This window comes from Phyllobacterium myrsinacearum, assembly GCF_014138285.1.
Taxonomy (GTDB): Bacteria; Pseudomonadota; Alphaproteobacteria; order Rhizobiales; family Rhizobiaceae; genus Phyllobacterium; species Phyllobacterium myrsinacearum_A.
The window spans coordinates 143,201-162,983 of sequence record NZ_JACGXN010000005.1 but is presented as its reverse complement, the minus strand read 5'-3'; the positions used below and the strand labels follow the sequence as shown (position 1 = coordinate 162,983).

The 19,783-nt window shown below is 55.3% G+C and carries 19 protein-coding genes; 12 read left to right on the top strand and 7 right to left on the bottom strand.

Annotated elements, in window-relative coordinates:
- Positions 1-18 precede the first annotated feature (18 nt).
- The 4 genes from FHW16_RS16905 to FHW16_RS16890 all read left to right on the top strand — a co-directional run bounded on the left by FHW16_RS16905 (position 19) and on the right by FHW16_RS16890 (position 3,505).
- Complete coding sequence (locus tag FHW16_RS16905) at positions 19-1,185, top strand: diphosphate--fructose-6-phosphate 1-phosphotransferase (RefSeq protein WP_182550401.1); 1,167 nt, start codon at positions 19-21, stop codon at positions 1,183-1,185.
- 189 nt (positions 1,186-1,374) lie between these two features.
- Positions 1,375-1,947 (top strand): TetR family transcriptional regulator, encoded by a 573-nt coding sequence (locus FHW16_RS16900; protein WP_182550400.1) that lies wholly within the window; start codon positions 1,375-1,377, stop codon positions 1,945-1,947.
- 64 nt (positions 1,948-2,011) lie between these two features.
- The gene (locus FHW16_RS16895) at positions 2,012-2,881 is read left to right on the top strand and encodes an SDR family NAD(P)-dependent oxidoreductase (protein WP_182550399.1); all 870 of its coding nucleotides are present in this window, start codon (positions 2,012-2,014) and stop codon (positions 2,879-2,881) included.
- Positions 2,882-2,926: 45 nt separating this feature from the next.
- Positions 2,927-3,505, top strand: coding sequence for a class I SAM-dependent methyltransferase (locus FHW16_RS16890; RefSeq protein WP_182550398.1), 579 nt, complete (start codon positions 2,927-2,929; stop codon positions 3,503-3,505).
- Here the strand turns inward: FHW16_RS16890 and FHW16_RS16885 are convergent.
- From FHW16_RS16885 to tssH, 7 genes are all read right to left on the bottom strand, one after another.
- Positions 3,492-4,091: a DUF922 domain-containing Zn-dependent protease gene (locus FHW16_RS16885; protein WP_182550397.1), complete on the bottom strand. Its 600-nt coding sequence runs from the start codon at positions 4,089-4,091 to the stop codon at positions 3,492-3,494. The genes FHW16_RS16890 and FHW16_RS16885 overlap by 14 nt on opposite strands.
- Before the next feature lie 179 nt (positions 4,092-4,270).
- Complete coding sequence (msrA, locus tag FHW16_RS16880; RefSeq protein WP_182550396.1) at positions 4,271-4,786, bottom strand: peptide-methionine (S)-S-oxide reductase MsrA; 516 nt, start codon at positions 4,784-4,786, stop codon at positions 4,271-4,273.
- Entirely contained in the window at positions 4,786-5,232 is a 447-nt protein-coding gene (gene msrB / locus FHW16_RS16875; RefSeq protein ID WP_182550395.1) for a peptide-methionine (R)-S-oxide reductase MsrB, read from the bottom strand. Before msrB ends, msrA begins: the two co-directional genes overlap by 1 nt.
- Before the next feature lie 190 nt (positions 5,233-5,422).
- Entirely contained in the window at positions 5,423-6,364 is a 942-nt protein-coding gene (locus tag FHW16_RS16870) for an adenylate/guanylate cyclase domain-containing protein (RefSeq protein WP_182550394.1), read from the bottom strand.
- Positions 6,365-6,635: 271 nt separating this feature from the next.
- Complete coding sequence (locus FHW16_RS16865) at positions 6,636-7,166, bottom strand: OmpA family protein (protein ID WP_182550393.1); 531 nt, start codon at positions 7,164-7,166, stop codon at positions 6,636-6,638.
- A 178-nt stretch (positions 7,167-7,344) separates the two neighbouring features.
- Positions 7,345-7,821 (bottom strand): Hcp family type VI secretion system effector, encoded by a 477-nt coding sequence (locus tag FHW16_RS16860; RefSeq protein WP_182550392.1) that lies wholly within the window; start codon positions 7,819-7,821, stop codon positions 7,345-7,347.
- A gap of 79 nt (positions 7,822-7,900) precedes the next feature.
- Positions 7,901-10,543, bottom strand: coding sequence for a type VI secretion system ATPase TssH (gene tssH / locus FHW16_RS16855; RefSeq protein ID WP_182550391.1), 2,643 nt, complete (start codon positions 10,541-10,543; stop codon positions 7,901-7,903).
- Positions 10,544-10,824: 281 nt separating this feature from the next.
- Between tssH and FHW16_RS16850 the strand changes: the two genes are divergently transcribed.
- From FHW16_RS16850 to tssG, 8 genes are all read left to right on the top strand, one after another.
- Positions 10,825-11,940 (top strand): ImpA family type VI secretion system protein, encoded by a 1,116-nt coding sequence (locus FHW16_RS16850; protein ID WP_182550390.1) that lies wholly within the window; start codon positions 10,825-10,827, stop codon positions 11,938-11,940.
- Positions 11,941-12,059: 119 nt separating this feature from the next.
- Positions 12,060-12,581, top strand: coding sequence for a type VI secretion system contractile sheath small subunit (gene tssB / locus FHW16_RS16845; RefSeq protein WP_182550389.1), 522 nt, complete (start codon positions 12,060-12,062; stop codon positions 12,579-12,581).
- Entirely contained in the window at positions 12,582-14,063 is a 1,482-nt protein-coding gene (gene tssC / locus FHW16_RS16840; protein ID WP_182550388.1) for a type VI secretion system contractile sheath large subunit, read from the top strand. It begins immediately after the preceding gene.
- Positions 14,064-14,224: 161 nt separating this feature from the next.
- Positions 14,225-15,673 (top strand): type VI secretion system contractile sheath large subunit, encoded by a 1,449-nt coding sequence (tssC, locus tag FHW16_RS16835; RefSeq protein WP_182550387.1) that lies wholly within the window; start codon positions 14,225-14,227, stop codon positions 15,671-15,673.
- Positions 15,670-16,482: a type VI secretion system accessory protein TagJ gene (locus tag FHW16_RS16830; protein WP_182550386.1), complete on the top strand. Its 813-nt coding sequence runs from the start codon at positions 15,670-15,672 to the stop codon at positions 16,480-16,482. The genes tssC (FHW16_RS16835) and FHW16_RS16830 overlap by 4 nt, the downstream gene beginning before the upstream one ends.
- 3 nt (positions 16,483-16,485) lie before the next feature.
- Positions 16,486-16,977, top strand: a complete 492-nt coding sequence (tssE, locus tag FHW16_RS16825) for a type VI secretion system baseplate subunit TssE (protein ID WP_182550385.1) — start codon at positions 16,486-16,488, stop codon at positions 16,975-16,977.
- On the top strand, positions 16,970-18,772 hold the full coding sequence (gene tssF, locus FHW16_RS16820; protein WP_182550384.1) for a type VI secretion system baseplate subunit TssF: 1,803 nt from the start codon (positions 16,970-16,972) through the stop codon (positions 18,770-18,772). Before tssE ends, tssF begins: the two co-directional genes overlap by 8 nt.
- A complete protein-coding gene (gene tssG, locus FHW16_RS16815) occupies positions 18,769-19,776 on the top strand; it encodes a type VI secretion system baseplate subunit TssG (RefSeq protein ID WP_182550383.1) in 1,008 nt (335 codons plus the stop codon). The genes tssF and tssG overlap by 4 nt, the downstream gene beginning before the upstream one ends.
- The last annotated feature ends 7 nt before the right edge of the window (positions 19,777-19,783 follow it).

Sequence of the window (19,783 nt, the reverse complement as noted above, 5' to 3'; positions counted from 1 at the left end):
GGAACAAGAGGGGCGGATATGAGCGAAACATTTGTCATTGCACAGGGCGGTGGTCCGACAGCAGTCATCAATCAGACATTGGCGGGTGCGGTGCTTGAAGTGCGCAAACGCTATCCCGGAGCACGCGTGCTGGGTGCCAGGCATGGGGTACGGGGTATCCGCGACGGCAATTTTGTTGACCTATCGGTGCTGAGCGAACAGCAACTCCGCCTGATCGCAGCAACACCCAGCGCAGCCCTTGGAAGCACGCGCGACAAGCCTGATGCTGCCTATTGCGAAACGATCCTGAAGGGCCTGCGCCAAGCAGGAACGACCGCGTTCATCTATATCGGTGGAAACGATACTGCCGGGACCCAACAAATCCTGACTGAAGCCGCCGGTAAGGATATCGCCTTTGTCCATGCTCCGAAAACCATCGACAATGATCTTGTCGAAAGTGATCATACACCCGGCTTCATCTCCGCTGCCGAATTCATTGCGGGAGCCTTTGTCAGTATCGATCTCGATTTTCGAGCCCTGCCCGGCATTTATGTCGGGATCGTCATGGGGAGACATGCGGGGTTCCTGACAACAGCTGCCGCCGCTTGGAAGCAGGATGACGGGAGCGCCCCTCACCTTGTCTATGTGCCCGAACGGGCTTTCTCGGCCAAACGGTTCATCGAGGATGTCAGAGAGGCGCAGAGCCGTCACGGACGCTGCATCGTGGCCATGTCGGAAGGTGTTTCCGGTGAAGATGGGCGTGCCGTGGTGGAAAACCTTGTTCCGCCCGACCGGCTCGAACGGGACGCCCACGGAAATATCCGGCTTTCTGGCGGAGAACTGGGCATGGCGATCGAGCAACTGCTCAGGGACGGTCTGCCGGGCGCCAGGGCGCGGGTTGACACATTCGGCTATCTGCCGCGCGGCAACATCAGCACCATCAACGCGACCGATGCCAGAGAAGCCTTTGAAGCTGGTACTTTTTCCGTTGAAGCTGCAGCCCGTGGCGGCGGATCCGTGGCCTTGCAATACATCGACGGGATCACAAGCCCGCAATTGGTCCCGCTCACAAGTGTCGCCGGCAAAACGCAGCACTTGCCAAGCGATTTTCTTCTGCCCGACAGCAACCAGATTTCCGCCGCGTGCCGATCCTATTTCGACCGGCTGCTGCCCAAACAGTTTGCAGTCGCCGATCCACTGATATGAGATTGCAGTTGCTATAACCCTTTGGAACGGCATTCGCGCACTCGGATGCCGTTCTCGCTTTTTTCGGCGTGAATACACGCCCATCTTCCCACCGAAAACAAAGCTCATCATTCCGCCGATAACAAACCCCTTGTGAAACCCACAGCTCTTCTTTATAAGTGAGTATGTACTCACTCAAGGATTTATGCGGTGGCCCGCCCTCTCAGCGAAGATAAACGGAATGCCATTCTAGCGGCAGCGACTGAAATCATCGCTGTCGTGGGGACTGGGGCATCCACGGCAAAGATTGCCCGGAATGCCGGCGTGGCGGAGGGTTCGCTTTTCACCTACTTCGCCAACAAGGATGAGTTGCTGAATCAGCTCTACCTCGACATCAAGTCGGATCTGCATGCCGCCATCGTCGCCGGTTATCCCGGTGGGGCTGGTTTGAAGGTACGCTGTGAGCATCTGTGGAACCATTCACTTGACTGGGCAGCCGCCAATCCCGCCAAACGCAAGACCATGCGCCAGCTCGGCATTTCCAACCGCGTGACGGAACAGAGCAAAAAGGCTGGTGCGGAAGCTTTCCGCGATATCGCAGCGATGATGGAGGAAGGTTTCACCACAGGTGTTCTGCGATCCCAGCCGACGGGTTTCATCGGCGGCATCATGGAATCCCTGTCGGAGATGACACTCGACTTCATTGCGCGCGATGGCAAAAACGCCAGCGCATACAAGAAGTCGGGATTCGACGCTTTCTGGGGTGCCATAGCGGCCCAATAAGCGGGTTCGATTTTAACATTTAAATGAGTGCGTGATCAATCATTTACCATAGAAAGGTAACGACATGTCGAAAGTCTGGTTGGTAACCGGGAGTGCCAATGGCCTCGGCCGTTCGATCGCGGAAGCTGTCCTCAATTCCGGGGCCAGCCTCGTTGCGACTGCCCGCAACATCAAGAGCATGGATGATCTGAAGGAGCGCTTCGGCAACAGGGTCTTACTTGTGACGCTTGATGTAACCGACCCGGTGGCAGCGAAAAATGCTATTGAGCAGGCTGTCGACACGTTTGGCCGACTTGACGTCCTCGTCAACAATGCCGGGTTTGGCCGGATCAGCCCGTTCGAACAGACATCGGAAGACGATTTTCTGGCACAGATGGACACCAATTTCTTCGGTGTCGTTAATCTGATCCGGGCTGCCCTGCCCCTGATGCGGGAACAACGTTCCGGTCATATCATCAATGTTTCCTCGGTTGGCGGCCGCATTGGCAATCCCGGGCTCAGCGCCTATCAATCCGCCAAATGGGCTGTCGGTGGCCTGACAGAAGCGCTCGCGCAGGAAATAGCGCCGTTTGGCATCAAGGTCATTGCTGTCGAACCCGGCGGCATGCGGACCAATTGGGGCATCGCAGCCGTCAAAGATACCCCGCCCCTGCTGGTCGACTATGAACCGACTGTCGGCACACTCACGAAAATGCTGAACGGTTATGTCGGTCATGAGGTCGGCGATCCCGAGAAAATCGCGAAGGTGATTGTAGATCTTGCGAAACGGGACATCCTGCCCGCGCATCTCCTGCTCGGCAGCGATGCCCTGCACGTTTTCAACGAAGCCGAAGCGCACCGCATTAAAGCCGCAGCCGAATGGGAAGCCGTCTCGCGCTCCACCGACTTTGATGGCAGCAATCTGGACCTTCTGACCGGAAACCAGACAGTTTGAACCCGCAATGCTTTCCTGTGACGGACGGCGACTTTAGGAGATAAAATGACAAATGCAGGCACATGGACTGATCTTGCCTATTTTTTCCGGACGTGGCTCTCCGACCCGTTGCGGGTGGCAGCCGTTGCACCCTCCGGCAAGGCGCTGGCCCGGATCATGACCAGTGAAATCCGGCCGAATACCGGCCCCGTGCTGGAGCTGGGGCCGGGCACGGGTGTCTTTACCCGCGCGCTTCTGGAGAAAGGTGTTAAGGAAAGCGATCTGACGCTGATCGAATTCGGCTCGGAATTCAGGGGCATTCTCGAAAAACGGTTCCCGCAATCGAGGGTGTTGCTGATGGATGCGGCCGAACTGGCGCAGAACGGAATTTTCGAGGGAAAGCCGGTTTCAGCCGTTGTCAGCGGGCTCCCGCTGCTCTCAATGCCGGCACAGAAAGTGACGGACATTCTGTCCGGGGCCTTCCATTACCTGCAGTCTGATGGCGCGTTCTACCAGTTTACCTACGGCCCTCGATGCCCGGTTCCACAGCGTATTCTCGACCGCCTCGAATTAAAGGCAACCCATATTGGCCGGGCCGTTTGCAACCTGCCGCCAGCGGCCGTCTACAGGATCACTCGCCATTAACCAGCCGGAGAATCATTTGCTGGATATTGCCGCCCTCTCCCATTTCAACCCGGTCGAAATCTCGGCCTTTCTGACGCTGTGCCAGCGACAGTTCGGAAAGACGCTTCGTCATTTCGACCCTGATCTTGCGGCAATCGGGATCATCCGGGACGGAAAGGCCTATGGTTGCAGCTTCAATCGCCTTGACCATGTCCTTGATTGTCTCACCGTGCACGGCTTCATGAGCCTGCACGCCGGCGATGAAAGTCTCCCAACGTCCACGTGTGGATGCAGGCAGTGACTCGGCTGGCTTTGGCAACGTGTATGTGATGATAAGCTTGGGCCGGGCCGATGCCAGCGTGCAGGCATTGCCCTGCCGTTCGTATTTCCGCTGCCATGTCAGTTTGAAATTAGTATGGGCGATGACACGTGTCCTGCTGCCGATCATCGGACCGCGCTCGCCGATGGAGGCATAAAGTTCTGCCCCTGACTTTCCGGCTATGGCGTATGTTTCGACCTTCTCGACAGCTTGCCATTGGGCGTAGGCAGACAGCGGCCACAAGACGGCACACGCCGCGAACAATCCAGTCCGAACCAGTGTCTTCACCTGTAAAACCCCTCAGGATTCTCCGGCTGATCCAGAGAACCCGTCTTTTGAACAACTAGAGCACACAAGTGCATGAAATGAAGTTCAATCGCACCGGCCGCCGGGAGGACGAAAGCCCCCCGCGGGTGGTTCCAACAACATTGAAGCAGCATCGCTTCCTTCCGCCCGCAAGGGGCGAACTATGATGCAACTGCCTTGTCTCTGACTGGCAGCTTCCAGTTTGGCCTGATGAAATGGCAGGTGTAGCCATTGGGATAGCGTTCCAGATAATCCTGATGTTCCGGTTCCGCTTCCCAGAAGTCACCAACCGGGGCAAGCTCGGTCACGACTTTCCCGGGCCACAGGCCGGAGGCGTCAACGTCAGCAATCGTATCTTCCGCAACGCGCTTCTGCTCCTCGCTCGTGTAAAAAATGGCGGAGCGATAACTCAAACCCAGATCGTTGCCCTGGCGGTTGAGTGTTGTGGGATCGTGAATCTGGAAGAAGAATTCCAGTATCTTCCGGTAGCTGATCCGGTCAGGATCAAAAATGATCTCGATGGCTTCCGCATGCGTACCATGATTGCGGTACGTGGCATTCGGCACGTCGCCGCCGGAATAGCCGACACGCGTTGACAGGACACCATCATAGCGACGGATCAGATCCTGCATGCCCCAGAAACAACCGCCGGCAAGGACTGCGCGTTCTTGTGTCATCAGATATCCTCCACTTGATTCAGGTAAGCACCATAGCCCTCGGCCTCCATGTCGTCACGGTGGATGAAGCGGAGTGACGCCGAGTTGATGCAGTAGCGTAGACCGCCGCGATCCTGCGGACCATCGGGGAATACATGCCCAAGGTGGCTGTCGCCATGGCTTGAGCGCACTTCGATACGGACCATGCCATAGCTGTCATCACGCAGTTCACTCACATGCGCAGGTTCAATGGGCTTGGTGAAGCTTGGCCAGCCGCATCCCGATTCAAACTTGTCCGAGGATGCAAAAAGCGGTTCGCCCGAAACGATGTCAACGTAGATACCCGGCTCTTTGTTATCCAGATACTCACCCGTGCCTGGACGCTCGGTTCCGTTTTGCTGCGTTACACGAAATTGCTCGGGAGAGAGTGTTGAGATGACATCGGCATTCTTTTCGTATTTGTGCATTTTGTTCTCTTCCATCAGTCGGTGGACGTGACCGTATATCCGTTGCCGAAGATTGAGCGCCAAAACCTGCCAGTCAACAAGGTGTTTTGCTGAAAGTGAAGCTGATTTCGGGTCTCATCCGGCAGACGAAAAAAGGTGTGCCCTATATTTGTGTGCTGCCATGCCTTTTATCAAGACTATCCTTGAGGTCTCAGCCCCGCGCAATATGCTGTTGACGGGTAAACCATCGGATACCGCCGGCGACCGCCAGGCCGATCATCGGCCATTGCGCCCAGATCGTGCCGTCCCAGGTAAGTATATTGATGCTGACCACAACAAGGCCAACAAGGGTCAGCGTCGCGATAACGCGATCAACGCGCGTGGTTGTCCGTATCCATCGGAGAGCCGCAATGACGGCGATGGCAAGAATAGGCCATGCGGCCCAGAAAGTTCCGCTCCAGGAGGCGGCATTTATGGCGGCAATACCCCCGGCTACCGCACCCAATACGCCAAAGTTCCTCCTGTGCGACGGCCCGGACGTTGTACTGGTATCGGGTTGTGTATTTCCGGGATGCAAGCCGGAGGAGTGCGCTTGCTTCAAGGGGATCCCCTGTGCCGGAGACGCGGCATCCGCACCGATCCGTACGGCATAACTCGTCACACCGCCTTCGATGTTCTTGAGCGGAAGTTGTCCAAGATATTCGAAACCGACGGTCATCTTGTTGCGAACCTGCTCATAGACTGTACTGGAAATGACGATACCACCGGCCGCTGCCGACGTTTGCAACCGGGCGGCAACGTTCACGCCATCGCCATAAATGTCATCGCCTTCGGTAATGACGTCGCCAAGGTTGATACCTATGCGGAAAAGCATCCGCGTGCCATCAGGGCGTTTGGCATTGTGGCCCGCAAGTTCGTTCTGGATATCGACAGCGGCCCGCACTGCCTCAACCACACTGGAGAATTCGGCGATGAGGCCATCACCCCAGGTATTGATGACGCGGCCATCGTGGGCTTCGATCAGGCGCGTCATGGCATCCCGATACTGTTTGAGGGTGACGAGCGTGGCCTCTTCGTCCACCTGCATCAAACGGGTATAGTCCTGAACATCCGCAGAGAAGATCGTGGTCAGCTTACGACGCGTTTCAGACATGACGTTGTCTCTCCGATCTCAACCTGCGCAGTTTCGCATGATGCACGTACGGCTGCACTCTAGCGCGACAAATTCGAATCGGGAACACATCTACTCAAAATCGATCGGGCGGATGCCAGTCTGATATCCAAAAGGACGGGCTGATATCTCGATCATAGGTTGCAATAGATATGGCGGAAGTCTGCTTCCGCCGACTTCCGCCATCAAAACAATACTATTGTCCCAGTTGTGGGGGCAGCACAGCGGGAAAGACTGTGTTCCTCTGCCTGATTTAACCCTGTGGAAGCACCAGACGGGTTTCTACACGGCGGTTTTCCGGCGAGAAAGGATCGCTCACGCTCGGATGACGCTTGCCGAAACCTTCTGCCTTCAGACGCTCGGGGGAAACACCAAGCTGGCTCAGATAAGCAGAGACGGACTCGGCACGGCGCATGGACAATGTGTCATTGTATGCGTCTGTACCGATTGCGTCCGTATGACCTTCAACCTGGAAAGTAGCAACCTGGAGTCGCTGATCGTTGAGCGCCTTCGCAAATTCACCAAGGGTCTGCTTTGCTTCTTCCGTCAAACGATCGGAATTCAGCTCGAATGTAACCTTCATGTTCAACGGCGAAGCTGCGGGGTTCACAACCTTCTTCGCACATTCCTGATCCGTCCCGACACAAATCGCGCGTGACTTACCAAGATCCGCCGTGTTGACGAAATGCTTGACTATATCTTCCGACTTGTAAGCCGGGCCGGCGATTGCGGGCGAAGCAACGCCAATCAAAATGGCTGCAGAAATAGAAAAAAGCTGGCGCATGATGTAACCTCTTCGAGAACGGTAAGTTGAATTCAGAATAAATTAACCAATGGCCAATTTCAAGCTCAGCCATTACGTAAAAGTCATCACACATGCTTATATTCAATGCCGGGTAACCGGCAGAGCGAGCGAAGAAGCGAAGCGGGCATGAACCCGCTCCGCTTTCTCATTTTTGTCTTTACGCAGCGCGCGTTGTGGCGAGATCGTAAGATGCAATCATTGGCGACTGCGGGCTCTGGTTCGCGTCGTATGGCGTGTACTTCACTTCCATCTTGGTGAAGTTCAAACGCAGCGTCTCAACCGGACGATCACCATTGGAATCAACCGAATAGTTGGCGATCAAAGTATTGGTCAGCTTATACTCGATATAGGTCTGGCCAGGATTACCGGTTGTAACCAGGTGAATGGTTGCCAGTTTCCCCGAGCTGCCGGAAACGGCTTCCTGGAACAACTTCGTTGAAGATGAATCACTGACCTTGGTCAGAACAACTTCACTGATCGTTGGTTCAGATGCTTCGCGGTTCGCTGCAGAACCCGCTGAAGTGCTCATTTTACGGCCCACATTCCAGTGAATGGCTTCAATATCCATCCAGCGCTTATGTGTTTCTTGGGTCGCATCACCCTGAATTCCGTCAATCTGCAAGTAAATCGGCATTATCTAGCTCCTTGAGTCAGTAGGACTTGCGGGATATACCCTCTCTCTGAAATTGCCCAAGTAAATATAGGCAACGTATTTACCCCCTACCATCCTTTTGTGACGGATGTTCAGGTGGATCCTGCAATAGCTTTACCGGGTCAATGGAAACAAGAAACCCCCCGGCGTCATCTGTATCTACATGTACAACTGCCGGATGTAAATTCTCCAGTGTCAATTCCAATATATTGCGAGAAAGTTTTGGAAGCAACTCACGCGATATTGTTGATTCGATTGCTCTCGCACCGGTTTCCACAGCTTTAGACCGTGCAATCAGCGCGTCGGTGGCTTTTTGCGAGACGGAAAGATCCGCCTTATAAGAATCACGCAGGCGCTTGCGGACCTTGTCGATCTGCAATTTGGCAATCATCGCCAGAACTTTGTCGTCAAGCGGCTTGTATGGCACGATCGTTACCCGGCCCAGAAATGCCGGCTTGAACTGCCCAAGCAATTCCGGTTGCAGCATTTCAACCAGGGCCTGACCTTCCGGCATTGTTTCCGGGTCGGCGGCAAGCGCCGTCAGCGTGTTCGTGCCCGTGTTGGCGGTCATCAGGATGGTTGTATTCTTGAAATCGATGTCACGCCCTTCCCCGTCCTTCAACATGCCCTTGTCGAAGACCTGATAGAAGATGTCCTGAACGCCCGGATGCGCCTTGTCGATCTCATCGAGAAGCAGCACGCCATAGGGCCGCTTGCGCACCGCTTCCGTCAGTATGCCACCTTCGCCATAGCCGACATACCCGGGGGGTGAGCCGAGAAGCAGCGAAACTTTGTGCTCTTCCTTGAACTCCGACATATTGATGATCGTCAGGTTCTGGTCTCCGCCGTATAGAGTCGTTGCCAGAGCCAGGGCCGTTTCGGTTTTACCGACACCGGAGGTTCCGACCATGAGGAAAACGCCAGGCGGGCGCCTGTCATCGCCCAGATTGGCGCGCGCCGTGATCATGGCATCCGAAATAAGAGCAATGGCCTGATCCTGTCCGACGACACGCTCTTGAAGACGCGCTTCAAGCGTCTGCACAGCCTCCACAAGGCTGCGCACCAGCCGGCCAACAGGGATGCCCGTCCAGCGCGCAGTCACGGCGGCAACGGTTTCGCGATCAACCACACGATGAATCAGCGGAGACTCGCCCTGCAACAGGCGCAGCTCCTTCTCCAGCACCCCAAGCTTCGGCCTGTTTCCCGGTTCGTCAAAGGCATTTTCAACCTTGTCGGCGACCTCAACGAGGGATTTCTCCTGTTCCAACCGCGTGGTGAATGCCTTGGCTGTTGCCTGCAACGTCGTCAGTTGGGTTTCGATCTCGACCAGCCGCTCTCGACCAGTGGTTGTTTCAGGCTCCGCCTCCAACCGTTGCTTCTCAAGATTGAGCAGATCAATCGCACGATTCGCATCTTCGATCTGGGCCGGTACGGTCGCACGAGAGATAGAGACGGCTGCCGATGCCGTATCGATCAGACTGACCGCCTTGTCAGGCAACTGCCGTCCCTGAATGTAGCGCATCGACAGCGAAACAGCCGCCCTTATCGCCTCGTCGCGTATTTTGACCTGATGATGTTTCTCGAGAGCAGGCACGAGGCTGCGGACCATTCGCACCGCCGTTTCTTCGTCAGGTTCGTTCACCTTCACGACCTGAAAACGCCGGGTCAGTGCCGCATCCCGCTCAAAATACTTCTTGTACTCGGCCCAGGTCGTCGCGGCGACGGTTCGCAGTTCGCCGCGCGCAAGGGCTGGCTTCAGCAGGTTGGCCGCATCGCCCTGACCTGCCTGTCCGCCTGCACCGACCAGACTGTGCGCCTCATCAATAAAGAGAATCACCGGAACGGGAGAGGCCTTGACGTCGTCGATGACGCCTTTCAACCGCCGCTCAAACTCCCCTTTGACGCCAGCACCCGCCTGCAGGAGGCCAAGGTCAAGCGTGAGCAACCGGATGTCACGCAGCATTTCCGGCACGTTGCCGGCAACAATTTCAAGGGCGAATGCCTCGACAATTGCGGTCTTTCCCACACCCGCTTCACCAACGAGGATGGGATTGTTCTGTCTGCGGCGAACGAGAATATCAATCAGCTGACGCAGCTCCGCCTCGCGGCCGACAACCGCATCAATTTCACCATTGCGTGCCTGTTCCGTCAGATCGATGGTAAACGCGGACAAGAATTCTTCATCGCCGCCGCGCGCCTGTGCTGCCTCTCCCGGCTGTGCCCTCGGCGTTACCGATGGTTCTGCGCCGCGTTCTTCCATCTGGCGTTCCAGCTCACCCAGCCGAATATCCCGTGCAGATGGCAAGGAGCTGATGGTTGTGGCACGCAATGTGCTGTCAGACAGCAATGTATGCAGGAGATCAAGAATACCGATACTGGTTCGCCCGCTCTGGAGCGACGCAGCGATCCAGGCTTCACGAATGACATCGATGATCCCGGTGGAAATAGCAGGGGCGGCCGTATTATCGCGCGGATATCGCCCCAAAGCACGATGGGCCTCGGATTCCAGCGCCGCCAAATCGCCCCCGCTGCGTTGAACAACCTCGCGAAAGCGTTCGCTCTTGTCATTCAGCGCCAGGAGCCAATGCTCAATCTCAACATTGGAATGGTTATTCCTGACTGCAATGGCGACAGCCTCTTCCAATCCGACGACTACATCGCCGTCCAGCTTTTGAACCAGCCGCCTCAGATCCAGTTTTGGCATGAATTACAACCCTGCTCCCGCTTTCATCGCATGCACAATAGAAAAATCCACAGCAGGAAATCAATCGCCAAAGAGCGAACACCGGAAATGCCACCCATGAAATAACTGTGCCCTATAAAATATGACAGAGCCATGTCACTGGTACATTATTGTTCACACAACGATACTATGACCCTTTGCAACCCCCGGGGATAGCTGTCATATGCCAATGTTCCATTTGACATATTCTTCCCTTAAGGTTCAAAACGACGTTACAGAGTTTGTGTATTTGGGTTTTGCGCATGAATAACTATGAAATTCTCGGTGTGGCGTTTGCAGGAGAGAATCCTTGCGGAGTTAACCTAAGAACTGACAGTACACTTGTTTCTGTCTATCAAGCCATCCGGGATGCACGCTCGACAGCCCGTTCCGAAGACCGGACAATTGAAAATCCTGCCATCATCAGCCAGGACGATGAGCGCAATACAAGAAATGCAGCGCCTTTTGTCCACAAGCCATCGAGCCAATGGCGCAACGTCCACGACCTCTCGTTCGAAGCGCTGTCTCTCCATACCAAAGATATAGAAATATTCTCATGGCTCATGGAGGCTGCCGTTCGGGTCGAAGGGCTCAGTGCGGTGGCGGAAATACTTGTTGCATTCGACAAGATGATCAAAGGACATTTTGGTCAGATCCATTCGATTGATGACGAAGACATATCCGACAAACTCGCTCCCCTGACCGGTCTTAACGGCAGCCAGGACGATGGAACGCTGGTACGTCCGCTGCGGCTTGTTTCGCTGCTTCCCAACGAAAGCTATGGCCGTTTCAGCCTTTGGGCCTATGATCAGGCGTTCCGCGATCTTTCCGGTCCAGAGTGGGCCGAATTCCGCGATGCACTCGAGCATGTCGACGTCCATGGATTCAGTCGCAACAAGAATGACGTCATGCGGTCGCTTGCGGCCCTGGCATCAATTGATGAATTTCTGACCCAGGAAAGCGGAAACCATGTCGGTGCATTTTCCGTTTCCAGGATACAATCGGTTCTGGACTCTATCAGCGGGGCTTACAACGAGATGGAGAAGCTCATCACACAGGCGATGCCAAGTGCGCCATCGGTCGCCGAGCCCTTGGATACGGCACAGCCCGTCAAATCTGGTGGTCAACCACAGGCATCTGTCGTTGCGGGTGTCATCCAAAACCGCGAACAGGCCTTTGATCAGCTCTTGCAGATTGCCTCTTTTTTTCGAACGAGCGAACCGAATTCAGCCATTCCGCTTGCTCTGGAAACACTCGTTCGACGGGGCCGGATGGACTTTCTCCGCCTTCTGGAAGAACTTATACCGCAAGATGATCTGCGTCGCGATGTACTCCTGCGTGCAGGAATAGACGCCAATCAAAGACGCGAAGGAAATTGATTGGATAAGCCGTCACAGTATAAGGCACATCCATTGGTTGAGAAAATAGTTGCTAACTCGAAATGGTTTGCAATAATCCCCCCACTTCTTAAGAAGCACAAATATGCAGGAGGCATCAATTGGCCAGCGTTCACGACAAACTCGAAAGAGTCCGCAAGCCGAGGGTACACATCAAGTACGAAGTTGAAACCGAAGGTGCCGTTGTCGAAAAAGAACTGCCATTCGTTGTTGGCGTTCTCGGCGATTTCTCCGGCAATCCATCGGAGCCGCTGAAGCCATTCGGCGAGCGCAAGTTTGTTCAGATTGACCGTGACAACTTCGACGATGTCATGCGCCGCATGACTCCTGGGTTGAATATCCGCGTGGAAAACACCATCGAGGGTACGGGCCGGGAAATGCCGGTTTCGCTCAAATTTGAAAAGCTTGAAGATTTCGAGCCGGGTTCCATCGTCGAACAGGTGCCCGCACTCAAGTCCCTGCTGGATGCCCGCAACCAGCTGCGCGATCTTCTGACCAAGGCTGACCGTTCGGAAAACCTGGAAGTTCTGCTTGAACGCATTCTGCAGAACCAGACGGACCTGAAGAAACTTGCTGCAGAGCTCGATGAGCGTAAGCCTGACAGCGAAAAAGGGACGAAATAAATGGCGACCTCAAAGAGTGCATCGCAAGGGACCACAACGACCGTCGTGACGGAGAGCCTGCTCGACGAAGCAATCTCCGCAACCAAACAGACTTCCGCAGACCGCACCGAGCAATTGCTGCGCACGCTGACGAGCGAGGCTCTGAAGGGTACGGTTTCCTACAACCGCAATCTCTCGGTCACGATCAACAATGCGATCAAGAAGATCGACGAACTGCTGTCAACGCAGGTCGCCGAAATCATGCACAATGAGCATTTTCGCAAGCTCGAAGGCAGCTGGCGCGGCCTGCGCTATCTCGTCTATAACAGCGAGACCAGTGCAAATCTCAAAATCCGCGTGCTGAACGCCAGCAAGCGTGATCTGTCCCGCGACCTGTCGAAGGCCGTCGAGTTCGATCAGAGCAAGATTTTCAAAACCATCTATGAAAGCGAATTCGGCATTGCCGGCGGCGAGCCATTTGGTGCGCTTATCGGCGATTATGAGTTCGGCAATTCATTTGAAGACATCGAAACACTGCAGAACATGAGCTCGGTCGCCGCTGCGGCATTTGCTCCTTTCATCGCTGCAGCTGGACCAACGCTTTTCGGATTTGACGATTTCACCGAATTGTCCAAGCCCCGCGATCTGGAAAAGATTTTCCAGACCAAGGAATACATCAAATGGCGGTCATTCCGCGAGAGCAGTGATTCCCGCTTCGTCACGCTGACAATGCCGCGCGTTCTGACGCGGATGCCTTACGGGCCGACGACATTGACTATTGATGAATTCGATTACAACGAAGCCATCAAGTTCGGCGACAATGCGATGGATCACGGCAATTATTGCTGGTCCAACGCCTCTTATATCCTTGGCTCGCGCCTGACAGATGCCTTTGCCAAGAACGGCTGGTGCACGGCTATTCGCGGTGCGGAAAATGGCGGCAAGGTCGAATCCCTGCCTGTTCATGTATTCCAGAGCGATGACGGCGACACGGATACAAAATGCCCGACCGAAATCGGCATCACCGATCGTCGCGATGCGGAACTCGGCAAACTGGGCTTCCTGCCCCTCTGCCATTACAAGAACACCGATTATGCCGTGTTCTTTGGCGCGCAGACCACGCACAAGCCTGCGAAATACGATCGTCCGGAAGCAACGGAGAATGCCGCGATTTCGGCTCGCCTGCCCTACATGATGGCGACGTCCCGGTTTGCGCATTACCTGAAAGTCATTGGCCGCGACAAGATCGGCTCCTTCATGGAAGCAGAAGATTGCCAGGCATGGCTCAATCGCTGGATCAACAACTACGTGAATGCCAACGATGATGCCGGGCCGGAAAACCGCGCCGCATACCCGCTGCGCGATGCCCGTGTCGAGGTCAAGGCCGTTCCCGGCAGTCCCGGTTCCTACGAAGCAATCGCGTGGCTCCGCCCCTGGTTGCAGATGGAAGAATTGACGACATCATTGCGCATGGTCGCGCGCATTCCGAAGGCTCGAAATTAAACAATATCCCGGCGCTCTTTTACGCGCCGGCAAACCATCGCATTGAATGAATCGGCCGCCTTGCGCAAACGGAAACAGGAACGTCCGCGTTCCCATCCGTTGGTGTACAGGCGGTCTTTCTTCCCGCATGCTTACCGGAAGAATTCAGGAGTAATGATTTCGTGATATCCGAGAATCTGACACCGGATTCAAAACGATACGAGACTCGTCCATTATCTTCCGATGCCGCCGCGCCGGTTGCGGCCGCGGCACATGATATTCGCTTCCAGATTGACTGTCTGCTTGACGCTATCGATCAAACACTGACGGAGCAGGTCAACCGGATTATCCACCATCCCGATTTTCAGCGGCTGGAGGCACTGTGGCGCAATCTGTTCCAGTTGATCCACATGCCGACCGGCACAAGCCCGGTGCAAATTCGCGTTTTCTCGGCTAAGTGGAAAGAGATCGCCCGCGATATCGAACGGGCAGCAGATTTTGACCAGAGCCGCATGTTCGAACTGATCTATTCTCAGGAATTCGATATGCCGGGCGGTCAGCCCTACGGCCTTCTGATCGGGGATTACACGATTGCATCCGGCATTAATCCGACAACGGGCACGGACGACCTCGCGATCATCGAAGGCATTTCCAGTGTCGCCGCGGCGGCCTTTTCCCCGTTCATTTGTGCGGCAGATCCTTCACTGCTGGAAATTGAAACCTTTGCCGATCTCGACCGTCTGCCCGATCTCTCCTTTCTGCTCAAGCCGCAGCGATCAACGCGCTGGAACCGCCTGCGCAATGCCTCCGACACGCGGTTTCTCGGTCTGACCTTGCCGCGGATCTTGGTTCGCCGCCCCTATCGAACCAACGATATCACCCGAAGGGACGGATTCTTCTTCCGCGAGGAGATTGATCCCAAGGGCAACAACCTTCTTTGGGGTAATTCGGCATTCGCATTCGCCTCGCTGGTCCTGAGAGAGTATGCCTCGTCAGGCTGGTTTGCCGATCTGCGGGGTGTGCGGGAAGACGAGCAAAATGGCGGACTGGTGGATTCGCTGCCCTATGTGTCGTTTCCCACGGACAAGCATGATTTTGCGTCGCAGCCTCCGGTCGAACAGCGACTGAATGCCGAGCAGGAGCAGGTATTGAGCGAAGCCGGCTTCGTGCCTCTTTCCACGGTCCCCTATACGCCGCATCTGGTGTTCAATTCCAACCAATCGGTTCATAAGGCGGCAAGGTATGATTCCGAGATCGCCAACCGCAATGCACGCATCGCCTCCATGCTGCAATATGTGCTTTGCGCGTGCCGTTTTGCCCATTATCTCAAGATGATCATGCGCGAAAACGTCGGCCAGATTGCAACATCCAACAGCCTGCGCGACACGCTTGAAAAATGGCTGTTCACCTATTGCATCGGCAATGACGATGCAGACAGCACTGTGAAGGCACGCCACCCTCTTCGGTCAGCGTCCGTTGAAGTCCGGGAAATACCGGGCCGTCCGGGTGTGTACGGCTGCGTCATGCGGCTTCAGCCGCATTTTCAGCTCGACGACGTAACAGCAAGTTTTCAGCTTCTCGCCGATATGAACAGCAAATCAGACCAGTCCAACAAGGGTAAAATGCAATGACAAACGCAACCGAAAGCGTTTCAACTCTCATCGACGCCGGCGATCTTCAAGGCGCAATCAATGCCGCACTTTCGACCGTCAAGCAGCGCCCGAGAGACGATGCTGCCCGGCGTCTTCTGATTGATCTTCTCATTGTAAGCGGTGATTTCGAACGCGCCGATAAACAAGCCGACATTCTATCACAAACCGTTCCTGACATGACGGTCGGATTGGCGTTGCTGCGCGGCCGCCTGCGCGCGGCCGATGCCCGGGTGGCCTGGTTTGAAACCGGGGCCGTACCGGCGTTTCCTGATGGACCAAGCGAGAACGATCAACTGGCAATGAAGAACGCCCTGGTTATCGAGAAGAGCGCCACCGGGACCAATGGAGAAGCGACGACACCTTTTCCCGAGAATGTCATACAGGGTTCGGTCAAGATTGACGGCCGCACAGCAGCATCCTTCCGCGACCTCGACGACCGCATTCCGCATGCCATTGAAATTCTCAATACGAACGGCACCTATATGTGGATCGATTTCAATCGTATCAACCGGATCGAGTTTCAACCCGTCCAGAGCATACGTGATCTCACCTGGCGTCATGCATTGTTGACGCTTCGCGATGACTCACAATCGGAAATTGTCATGCCCGCCACATATTTCTCGCGCGATGTCAGCGATGCGATGAAGCTTGGGCGTGAAACCGACTGGGCAGAAGCTGGCGGCGGCTTATTTGCCGGCAAGGGTCAGAAGTGCCTGCTCGTCGATGATGATGTTATCGGTTTGCTCGATGTGACGTCGATCGAGTTCATTCCCGGACCGGCGAACTAAACCATGGCGGTAAGCAGCAGGATATCCTTTGAATCTGTTCTCGACCGGCTGATGGATCACGACCCGGATATGACGGTTGACCAGCCATTGACGCCGCGCGAACAGATCAACCGTGTGCGGGAAAACATCCGCCGGGATATCGAGGCGCTGCTCAATGCCCAGCAATGGCCTCACAGTATCGAAAAGGAATTCGAAGAGCTTCAGACCAGCCTTCTGCGCTTTGGCACACCGGGATTCCACGGGCTTATGCTGGCAACGACCCAGCAGCGCCTGCATCTGGCTGAAGCCATCAGAAAGGTCATCGCCGCTTTCGATCCACGATTGGCTCGGGTGCGGGTGGGACTGGGCAAAACCCGTGGTGATCAGGATCGGGTTCTTGATTTGCGCATAGAGGCGGAGATGCTTCTTCCTGACGGGGTGGAGGCCATTGTCTTCGATACGTCGCTTGACCCGGCCACACGGCATTTTCTGATTGGCGGCGCGCATCATGGCTAACCGCTTTCTCAATTGGTACAACAGTGAACTCGGTTCCTTGCGCAAACGTGCTGCCAGATTTGCACAGCAGCATCCAAAGGTGGCGGGCCGTCTTCGTCTCACACCCGAGGCGGTTGATGATCCACACGTAGAACGGCTTGTTCAAGGTTTTGCCTATACGGCAGCGCGTATCCGGCAAAAGATTGACGATGATTTTCCCGAGCTGACGGAAACGTTGCTTGAAGCGCTCTATCCGCACTATCTGGCGCAGATACCTTCCATGTCGATCCTGAAATTCGACCCTTCCCTTCAACAGGATGAGTCGATTGTTCTGCCGCGGGCGACCACTGTCGACTCCGAGCCGGTACGCGGTGATACCTGCCGTTTCTCCACCACGCAGGAGCTGATGTTAAGTCCTGTTGCGGTGATCGATTGCAAGCTTGCCCAACCTCCCTATGTGGCTCCGCCCGTGCAGGATCTGGCTCCCATGTCATGCCTGTCGATCAACGTCTGCACGACCGGACCGGTTGACAGCGTTGCCAGCCTCGACCTGGACCGGCTGACATTCTTTATCAGAGCGCCGTTTGCGACGGGCGCTGCACTTTATGAGCTGTTGTTCAACCACACTATAGGCATTGCCGTCGGGCGGCATCGGGAAGACAAGGCAGCTCTCCGCCTTCCTCCAAGCGCACTGAAGCCGATCAGCTTCGACCACGACCGGCGCATGCTTCCCTATTCCAAGCGCAGCTTTCCGGGATTCCGCCTGCTGGCTGAATTCTTTGCGCTACCCGAGAAGTTTCTGTTTTTCGAATTGAGCGGACTGAGATCTTTCCTTGGCAGCATACCGGGGAAAGAGTTTCATCTCTTCTTCTACCTCGACACATCAGCTTCCACACTGGTCAATGCAGTAGATGCGACAAGTTTCGATCTGCATTGCACGCCGGTTATCAATCTGTTCGAGCAGCGGGCCGAACCGATTTCCGTCAACCATATGCTGGATGAATACGACGTGCTGCCGGATGCCCGCTACAATTCGACCCGCGAGATCTATGCCATTGAACGCGTTGATATTTCGGATCAGAAAGGCCAGCGCAAGGAGGTTCCTCCGTTCTTCGGCCGCAAGAAACAGAGCAATGAAAGCCGGGCGGATATATACTGGCAATACAAACGCGACATCGGCGAAGACAACAAATCGTTCAAGGCAAAACTCCGGTTTGTCGATATGAATCTCAATCCGGCGACACCGGAAGATCATCTCGTGGCTTCCGTCGATACGCTGTGCATCAATCGTGGCCTGCCTGAACTCCTGCCCTTTGGCGGCGGACAACCCTATTTCAAGACCCAGGCAACGATCAGCGAAATCGGCAAGATCAATTGCCTGCTCCCTCCGACGCACACGCACCGGTTTGAATCCGAAGGCGAATCCTACTGGAAGCTGATATCGCATCTTTCTCTCAATCATCTTCCGCTGACCAGCGGCGATCCGGAAATCCTGAAAAGCATGCTGCGGCTCTACGATTTCAGGCACGCACCCGAAATGCGCTCAATGATCGAAGCGATATCCTCCGTGACCAGCCAGAAAGCGACGGCACGCCTGAAAGATGGGACAATCGCAAGCGGCGTCGATGTGACGATCGAATTCAACGATGCACTGATGGATCGCGGCGTCGCCTATCTTTTCGGATCAGTCCTGTCGCATTTCTTCGGGCTTTATGCGTCCATCAACACATTCGCCCGGCTCACCGTACGGCTCACCGGCCTTGCACTGCCCGTCGTTCGCTTTCCACCGCGTACAGCCGATGAGGTGCTGTTGTGAGCGATGTTCAGCCGATATCGCTCCTTGATCGGCTGAAGGCTGATCCACACCTCTTTGACCCTGATGCAGCACACCTGTTGCTTGAGCTGGCGGGTGAAAAAGCCACTTCCTCGATTTCACTGACCTCCAACGCCACGCACAATCATGCCGCCACCGCGCTTGCGGGTGCGGAAAGCCGGGGTGACACAATCAATATTCATGCAAACTACATCGGATTGATTGGCCCGGTCGCCGCATTGCCATCCGTTTATACGGACCGGGCGCTGGATGAGAAGCGCAGGCGCAGTTCCAGCTATTTCGATTTTCTTGAGATATTTGCGGGTGAACTGCGGGGCTTGTTCTTTGCCAGCTCGCGGAAATACCGGCTTTCCAGCCTGATCCAGCTTTTTGGTATCGGCCCGAAGAACAAGATAACCCGCAGCATTTATTCACTCTTGGGGCTTGCAGCGCCAAAATTGATTGAAGGGTTGAAGATCGAGCCGGAAGTGCCGCTGTATTTTTCCGGCTTCTTCGCCAACCAGCGCCGGACGGCAGTTAATCTCAAGCTCATGCTGTCCGAATTTCTCGGCTACGAGGTCACCGTCCATCAATTTCAGAAGCGCTGGCTGGCAGTTGACCCCTCAGAGCAAACACGGCTGGGAAGTGACAGCCCCGAAAATGCCTTGCTGGGTATCACGGCCATTGCCGGCTCGTCCTATGCGGATCGAAGAAGTGCGATCCGCATTTCAATCGGTCCGCTGCGATACAGCGAATATCTTTCACTCATGCCTGCCCGGAAGAAGTTTGCAGAGCTGACCGAACTGGTGCGCCTGTACTGCGGCCCCTCCCTCTCGTTCGAGATCCAGCTTATCCTGGCCAAAGAGGACATTCCCGAGGCTCGTCTGCAGGGTGGATCACCGGTGGGACGGCTTGGATGGGATTTATGGGTCCGGCAGGCTCCGGCCGTGAAGGACAGCGCGGACGCGATATTTGACCCCGATAAAACTCCCCGGACACCTGCCTGATACGGCC

Coding starts and splice junctions, on each gene's coding strand:
- FHW16_RS16890 (WP_182550398.1), top strand. CDS start 2,927: ATGACAAATGCAGGCACATGGACTGATCTTGCCTATTTTTTCCGGACG.
- tssE (WP_182550385.1), top strand. CDS start 16,486: ATGGCGGTAAGCAGCAGGATATCCTTTGAATCTGTTCTCGACCGGCTG.
- msrB (WP_182550395.1), bottom strand. CDS start 5,232: ATGCACAAATACGAAAAGAATGCCGATGTCATCTCAACACTCTCTCCC.
- tssC (WP_182550388.1), top strand. CDS start 12,582: ATGGCGACCTCAAAGAGTGCATCGCAAGGGACCACAACGACCGTCGTG.
- FHW16_RS16865 (WP_182550393.1), bottom strand. CDS start 7,166: ATGCGCCAGCTTTTTTCTATTTCTGCAGCCATTTTGATTGGCGTTGCT.
- FHW16_RS16830 (WP_182550386.1), top strand. CDS start 15,670: ATGACAAACGCAACCGAAAGCGTTTCAACTCTCATCGACGCCGGCGAT.
- FHW16_RS16905 (WP_182550401.1), top strand. CDS start 19: ATGAGCGAAACATTTGTCATTGCACAGGGCGGTGGTCCGACAGCAGTC.
- FHW16_RS16860 (WP_182550392.1), bottom strand. CDS start 7,821: ATGCCGATTTACTTGCAGATTGACGGAATTCAGGGTGATGCGACCCAA.
- tssH (WP_182550391.1), bottom strand. CDS start 10,543: ATGCCAAAACTGGATCTGAGGCGGCTGGTTCAAAAGCTGGACGGCGAT.
- FHW16_RS16850 (WP_182550390.1), top strand. CDS start 10,825: ATGAATAACTATGAAATTCTCGGTGTGGCGTTTGCAGGAGAGAATCCT.
- FHW16_RS16895 (WP_182550399.1), top strand. CDS start 2,012: ATGTCGAAAGTCTGGTTGGTAACCGGGAGTGCCAATGGCCTCGGCCGT.
- FHW16_RS16870 (WP_182550394.1), bottom strand. CDS start 6,364: ATGTCTGAAACGCGTCGTAAGCTGACCACGATCTTCTCTGCGGATGTT.
- msrA (WP_182550396.1), bottom strand. CDS start 4,786: ATGACACAAGAACGCGCAGTCCTTGCCGGCGGTTGTTTCTGGGGCATG.
- tssF (WP_182550384.1), top strand. CDS start 16,970: ATGGCTAACCGCTTTCTCAATTGGTACAACAGTGAACTCGGTTCCTTG.